This is a genomic window from Clostridioides sp. ZZV15-6598 (genome assembly GCF_020657705.1).
Taxonomy (GTDB): Bacteria; Bacillota; Clostridia; order Peptostreptococcales; family Peptostreptococcaceae; genus Clostridioides; species Clostridioides difficile_F.
In genome coordinates this window covers 1-4,261 of sequence record NZ_JAGWCS010000208.1, presented here as the reverse complement: position 1 = coordinate 4,261, position 4,261 = coordinate 1, and the positions used below count along the sequence as shown (strand labels likewise).

The following is a 4,261-nucleotide window of genomic DNA, read 5'->3' as shown; positions in this document are numbered from 1 at the left end:
GGAGAAAAGAGAAAAGAAAATAATAATATCATCTTTATTAAGTGTATCAATTTTAATGAGTTTAGTAAGTATATATTCTATATTAAATAAAGAAGAGATAAGTTTAACTGTTAAAGGTCAAGAACAAAAAGTATCTTCATTTAAAAAGACAGTTGAAGAACTTTTAGATGAACAGGGAGTGAAATACAATTCTGAAGATAAAATTAATCCAGATTTGGATACAGAATTAAAGGATAATATGAAAATTAAAGTTGTTAAAGTAACTAAAAATCAAAAAGAAGAATTTGAAAAAATTCCATTTGATACGAAACAAGTGAATGATAGTGATTTAGTAAAAGGAAAATCTAAAGTCTATCAAGAGGGAATAGAGGGAGAGAAAAAACTAGTCTATAATTTAACTTACCATGATGGAAAGTTAGTCAAAAAAGTCTTATCAAAAGAAGTAATTTCTAAAGAACCAACTACAAAAATTATAAAAAATGGAACTAAAGAAAAGGTATTAATTGCATCAAGAGGAGCAAATACAAGAGGAGGAAAACATATGACAGTGGTTGCTACTGCATATGCAGGAGATACTATAACATCTACTGGTACAACGCCAAGATGGGGTGTAATTGCAGTTGATCCAAATATAATTCCATATGGAACAAAAGTATATATACCTAGATTAGGCATGACATTTGTTGCAGAAGACTGCGGAGGAGCAATTAAAGGTAATAGAATAGATATATTTATGAATAGTGAAGGAAAAGCATCCAATTGGGGAAGACAGAGTTTAGATATATATGTGTATTAATTTAGTGAACATAATAACTTTACTTAGAAGGAAAAAAAGTATAAAATATGAATTAATTAAACTGTTAGATTATTCTTGAAACAGAAAAAACATAGCTAAGGGGGGATAAGATGAAAATAGTCTGCTTAGGAGACAGTTTAACATATGGATTTGGAGTATCACGAAGTAATTCATGGACAAACATTGTGAGTCAAGAGACTAGATTAGAAATAATAAATAAGGGTATAAATGGTGATACAACAAGTGGTATGTTAGTTAGATTTAATGAAGATGTTTTACAGAATTCTCCCGATATAGTTTTTATAATGGGTGGTACTAATGATTTTATTGCTGGAGCAGGGAATGAAGTTATTAATTCTAATGTAATGGCTATGGTACATCAAGCATATGCAAAAAATATTATACCGATAATAGGTATACCACTGAAACCAGATATTCCAAATGTTAGAGAAGATTGGAGTAGCTTTACGGATTTTAATACAGTATCAAAAAAGTTAGAGTCATATAATTATTGGATAAAAAAATTTAGTGTGACATTTAATACTGATTTTGTAGATTTTTATTCTGAATATAATAAAAGTATGGAAAAAGAAGGATATAAAAAATTATATTTTGATGGAGTGCATCCAACTAAGGAAGGTCATAGAATAATTGCAAATATTTTTATTAAGTCAATTAATAAGTATATAGAAGAGTCATAATTGTATAAAAAGGATTTATCTATGCAATTATAATAAATGTATAAAATAGGGAGGATTTTATTATGGGTTATACTAAAACTTATGAAGAATGGGTAAAGAGTTCATATTTTGATGAAGATACAAAACTAGAATTAGATAAAATAAAAGATAATGAAAAAGAGATAGAAGATAGATTTTATAAGGATTTAGAGTTTGGAACAGCTGGTCTTAGAGGTGTAATTGAAGCAGGAACTAATAGAATCAACAAATACACAGTTAGAAGAGCTACTTTTGGATTGGCAAACTATATACTAGAAAATACCACAGAGGAAGAAAAAAATAGGGGCGTAGTAATAGCTCATGATAATAGACATAAATCTAGAGAATTTTGTATAGAATCTGCAAATACATTAGCAGCGTGTGGTATAAAGGCATATATATTTGATAGTCTAAGAACTACTCCAGAATTGTCTTTTGCTGTTAGAAATCTAAATGCAATAGCAGGGATAGTTATAACAGCTAGCCATAATCCACCTGAATACAATGGATACAAAGTATACTGGGAAGATGGGGCACAAGTTATGCCAGATATTGCAAATGCAATAACAGAAAAAGTAAATAGCATACATGATTATAGTATAATACCAACTTTAAGTGAAGCTAATAAAAATTTAGTAGTCTTATTGGACGAAACACAGGATACTGAATTTATAGAAGCTGTAAAAAGTCAAGTTATAAGAAAAGATTTAGTAAAAAGCGTAGGTAAAAATTTTAAAATAGTTTATACACCTCTTTGTGGAACTGGCAATATTCCAATAAGAAGAGCATTAAAAGAAGTAGGATTTGAAAATATATTAGTTGTTCCAGAAGAAGAAAATCCAGATCCAAATTTTGCAGGACTTGATTATCCAAATCCAGAAGAGAAAAAAGCTTTAAATAGAGGAATATTACTTGCAAAAGAAAAAGGCGCAGACCTTGTAATAGCAACTGACCCAGATTGTGATAGAGTAGGTGTAGCTGTAAGAACTACTACAGGAGAATATGTATTACTTACAGGAAATCAAATTGGTGGAATGTTGACACATTATATAATAGAAGGCTTAAAAGAAAATAACAAATTAAAAGAAAATCCTACAATGATAAAAACTATAGTTACATCAGAATTTGGAGCAGATATAGCAAAAGAAAATAATGTTGATGTACTAAATGTTCTTACAGGTTTTAAATTTATTGGTGAAAAAATAAAATTATTTGAAGAAAATAAAGATAGAAATTATGTATTTGGATATGAAGAAAGTTATGGTTATTTAGTTGGAACTCATGCAAGAGATAAAGACGGTGTTGTTTCATCATTATTAATATCTGAAATGGCAGCATTTTACTATTCAAAAGGTATGAGCTTATATGAAGGCCTAATAGAACTATATAAGAAATATGGATTCTTTAAAGAACAGACCATATCTTTAACTTTAAAAGGTATAGAAGGTGTGGAAAAAATAAAAGAAATAATATCTTATTTTAGAGAAAATCAAATTGATTGTATAAATAATATAAAGGTAGTTGATAAAAAAGACTACAAAAATGGTGTAGATAATCTTCCTAAGTCTGATGTTTTAAAATATTTCTTGGAAGATGAGTCTTGGGTAGCTATAAGACCATCTGGAACAGAGCCAAAGCTGAAATTTTATATAGCTGTAAAAGGAGCTAGTGATGTTGAAGCCGATGAAAAGCTTAGAGGTTTAAAAGAATATATAGATATTATGGTATCAAAATTAAAGTAGAACAGACTAAATTGCTACATAAAAGAATAATAAATAAGTATTAAAAGATGCAATTTTATTTGTATTTAAATAAAAGCATTATAAAAAACTGACTGATATTTAACTGACAGTCAGTTTTTTATTTAAAAAGTATTTTATGAAAATTATTATTTTAATTATTTGTTTTAATCGTTTTTTTGTTATATTTGTAATAAATGATTTATTAAATTCTATACAACAGTATATTTTTTATAATTAAATAATATGAGACTGTTGTCATAAGATATCTTGATATTAATTTTTATATATTTTATTTGTACTCTTTTGTAAATAGAAATGGGATATAAAACAAAGATACAAATATTAGGCGTTCTACAATAATATAATAACTAAGATTTGTTTCAGTGCCGCTGTCGAGAACTATAAGAGATAAGCTATTAACTAAAACGTGAATTATAGAGCAAATCCATATATTTTTAGTTTTCATGTAAACATAACCTAAAAATATAGAAAGACCAATTCCATATATCAAATGTACTATGCTTCCAAGTATTGGAGCTTCTGGACTATATAATGTAAATTGTAGAGGTAAATGCCATAAACTCCAACAAATACCTACCATTATGACACCTGTTTTTTTAGAAAATTTATCAAAAAAGAGATTTTGTAGATAATATCTCCAACCATATTCTTCACATAAAAAATGATAAATATATATTAATGATGTTAAGGGGGTAAGCATATAATATAAAATTCCATTATAGTTAATCTGGTTTTTACTTATTATCAATCCAAATATGATTTGAGAAAATATAAAGTAAACAATTAATAATGCACTTATTTTAAAATTTTTTAGAAGGTATAAATCTTTTGAGTTAAAAGAATAAATAATAACATATAAACTACTTAAAAAAGTTAATATGAGATTCATTATTTCTAATTCATCATTATTTATTAAATTTAATGATTCAATAATAAATAATAAAAAATAAGTAAGAAAAAACAGTATTATTAATGAATAAAAT

At 26.7% G+C, this 4,261-nt stretch carries 4 protein-coding genes; 3 read left to right on the top strand and 1 reads right to left on the bottom strand.

Features of this window, described 5'->3' with window-relative positions; all coding sequences use genetic code 11:
• The 3 genes from KGF50_RS20530 to KGF50_RS20520 all read left to right on the top strand — a co-directional run.
• The coding region (locus KGF50_RS20530) for a 3D domain-containing protein (RefSeq protein WP_227849775.1) at window positions 1-796 on the top strand (796 nt) is incomplete at its 5' end.
• 110 nt (window positions 797-906) lie between these two features.
• The gene (locus KGF50_RS20525; protein ID WP_227849774.1) at window positions 907-1,497 is read left to right on the top strand and encodes an SGNH/GDSL hydrolase family protein; all 591 of its coding nucleotides are present in this window, start codon (window positions 907-909) and stop codon (window positions 1,495-1,497) included.
• Between the two features lie 62 nt (window positions 1,498-1,559).
• Complete coding sequence (locus KGF50_RS20520; protein ID WP_227849773.1) at window positions 1,560-3,257, top strand: phospho-sugar mutase; 1,698 nt, start codon at window positions 1,560-1,562, stop codon at window positions 3,255-3,257.
• A gap of 289 nt (window positions 3,258-3,546) precedes the next feature.
• Here the strand turns inward: KGF50_RS20520 and KGF50_RS20515 are convergent, their stop codons facing one another.
• Window positions 3,547-3,978, bottom strand: coding sequence for a CPBP family intramembrane glutamic endopeptidase (locus KGF50_RS20515; protein WP_227849776.1), 432 nt, complete (start codon window positions 3,976-3,978; stop codon window positions 3,547-3,549).
• Window positions 3,979-4,261: the final 283 nt, after the last annotated feature.